A 2378-nucleotide genomic window follows, 5' to 3' on the forward strand; every position below is an offset into this window, starting at 1 on the left:
CCGGTAACGAAGAAACGAATATCTCCGTTCCAGACCCCACTTCGTTCCCGGTGTACTGCGTCCTTCTGCCGGGGTGTTATTTCACGGTGAGGGTGCCTTTCATGTTGCCGTGGAAGTTGCAGTGGTAGGGGTAGGTCCCGGGTTCGACGGGTGCGGTGAAGGTGCCGGTGCCGACTTGGATGTTGGCGTCGAACGCGTCACCGGTGTCAGCGGTGATGGTGTGCGCTTCGGTGTCTTCGTTGGTCACACTGACCGTCGCTCCGGGGCTCACGGTTTCCGCGCCCTGGTATTTGAAGCCCTTGATCAGTATTTTCGCCGGGGCCGCCGCGGGTGTTGAGCCCGGGCCGGAGGTTGAGGGAGCAGGTTCTGTGGTGGCGGCAGGAGCTGAGGGGAATTGTTCCGCCTGTGTGGGGTTGGCTGTTGTGCCGGACCCGGAGGTGCCGGGGGTCCCGCAGCCCGGACACTACCAGCACGGCTGCCGCTGCCGCGAGTCCGAGCGCGCTACCGGTTCTGGTGTTTGCTTTCATGGGTGCCCCTTTCATGGGTGCCGTCGGTTGGTGCCTTTGTTTGCGCATAAGCGGATCAGGGGTGTTCGACCCAGCAGGCCAGGATGGTGGTGGAGAGCTGGTAGGCCAGGGCGTTCCTGGTGATGTTCTCCGGTCCCAGGGTGGCGGGCAGGTCGGTGGCGTCCACGTGCAGGACGAAGGCGTCTTTTTGGAACACCGCTGACCCGTCGGCGGTTTCGTAGGCCGGGAAGCCGAGGTTCGCGAGGCCTTCGATGGGTGTGGCGTCTTTGGCCAGGGCCTGCATCGCGTCGAAATATACCCGTGCCGACGCAGGGTCTGCAGCTTCCTGGACGGAGATTGCCAGTGCCCCTTCGTCCAGGTGGTAGGTGCAGGTGAAGGTGTTGTCGGCCCAGTCGTTGATGGTGTGCGGGTCCTCCTTCAGGTCCAGGATGGCGGTGAGCCTGTCCATCGGCTGGTCTCCGCAGACCATCAGGGCAGCGTCGCTGGGACCGTCGGCCTTGGGTGTGTCCGGGGATGATGACCCGTCACTGTGGTGCCCGCTGCCCTGGCTGTCGGTGTGCCCCGCCTCGGGTGAAGCAGCCGAGGGGGCCAGCGTCGAGACGTCCGACGGTGCGGTGACGGATCCGGCCGCTGTTGCGCAGCCGGAGAGCAGCAGGGACGAGAGTGCCAACGAGGCCAGCAGGGGAGTACGGTTTTTCATGACTTCCGTCCTGGCCGCTCCCGCTAAGGATTTGCGGCCGCTTTTCAGGCTGTGCGTTGTCAGGCTTTGAGTGTGGCGTAGATGACGTAGTTGTCGTCGAAGAGGCCGGTGGCGGGGTCGTAGCCGTCGCAGGTGACCAGCCGGAGTTCGGCGCCGTCGGTGTTGCCGTAGACCTCGAGGGTGGGGAATTCGTTCTTGCTGTAGAGGGCGCCGCGGTCAACGGTGAACACGGCGATGCTGCCGTCGGTTCGGGACACGTTGATTTCGTCGCCGTTTTTGAGCTTCTGGAGGTCCGCGAACACCCCGGTGTTCCCGCCGAGGGCGTTGACGTGACCGAGGATCACGGAGGGTCCCCGTTCACCGGGTGTGGGGGAGCCGTTGTACCAGCTGGCGGGTGTGCCGTTACCGGTGTCTTCCGGGACTTCCAGGGAGCCGTTCTCCCGCAGTCCCAGGTGGAGAAGGTCCGTCCGGACCCCGATCGAGGGAATGGCCAAGGTGACGGGAGCGGAAGCGCCCATCACCGGCGGAAGCTGCTGTGCGGGCGGGGCCGCCACGGGGGCGGCGGGCGGCGGGGTGGCTGTAGCCGGTGTCGGAGCCGCGGTCGTGCCGGGTGTTACCGGAGATGAGGCGGAAGGTGGGGAGCCGGCGTCGGGCGTTCCGTTGTTTCCTGCGCCGCAGCCGGCCAGGGTGAGCAGGAGCAGAACCCCGGCCACCGCAGAGGCCAGGGGGCCTCTGCGGTGGCCGGGATTCATGAGTGTCACAGTGATGGTCCAGTCCGCCCTTGCTTAGGCTGCTGATCCGGCGCTGCGGCGACGGACAACGTAGGCTCCGCCGGCGAGGGCGATCAGGGCCAAACCGCCGCCGATAGCGAGGGCTCCGGTGTCGGTGCCGGTTTCGGCGGTGACGCCGGTCTCAGCGCCGCCTGCCGGCATCTTCATCTGGCCGGCCTTCAAGGTCCCGCACAGGGCGGGGGAAGTGGCGGCGAGCGGAAGGGTCGGGGCAAGGTCGCTCTTGGCGGCCTGGCCTGCCGCGCTGAGCGTGGCCGGGTCAAGGCCGTGGACGACCACAACTGCGGTGCCCGCTTTCAGGGAAGCCATGGTCTCGGCGTTCAGTTCGAACGTGCGGTCAACGGTGTAGGCCGCACCCTGGCC

General features: G+C 66.5%; 4 protein-coding genes. All 4 read right to left on the reverse strand.

From position 1 onward, the window contains the following. Positions 1 to 76 precede the first annotated feature (76 nt). On the reverse strand, positions 77 to 271 hold the full coding sequence (locus ACX80X_RS21060) for a cupredoxin domain-containing protein (RefSeq protein ID WP_459310382.1): 195 nt from the start codon (positions 269 to 271) through the stop codon (positions 77 to 79). A 311-nt stretch (positions 272 to 582) separates the two neighbouring features. Continuing rightward, entirely contained in the window at positions 583 to 1227 is a 645-nt protein-coding gene (locus ACX80X_RS21065; protein WP_252603844.1) for a hypothetical protein, read from the reverse strand. A 59-nt stretch (positions 1228 to 1286) separates the two neighbouring features. Beyond that, positions 1287 to 1979 carry a sortase domain-containing protein gene (locus ACX80X_RS21070; protein ID WP_459313302.1) on the reverse strand — a complete coding sequence of 231 codons (693 nt, stop codon included), beginning with the start codon at positions 1977 to 1979 and terminating at the stop codon, positions 1287 to 1289. A gap of 33 nt (positions 1980 to 2012) precedes the next feature. Beyond that, a partial coding sequence (locus tag ACX80X_RS21075; protein ID WP_459313300.1) for an LPXTG cell wall anchor domain-containing protein occupies positions 2013 to 2378 on the reverse strand: 366 nt, incomplete at its 5' end.

The organism is Pseudarthrobacter sp. MDT3-1, from assembly GCF_054510755.1.

Bases quoted from the DNA above. Each gene is read 5' to 3' on its own strand.
- ACX80X_RS21065 (WP_252603844.1), bottom strand. From the start codon at position 1,227: ATGAAAAACCGTACTCCCCTGCTGGCCTCGTTGGCACTCTCGTCCCTG.
- ACX80X_RS21070 (WP_459313302.1), bottom strand. From the start codon at position 1,979: ATGAATCCCGGCCACCGCAGAGGCCCCCTGGCCTCTGCGGTGGCCGGG.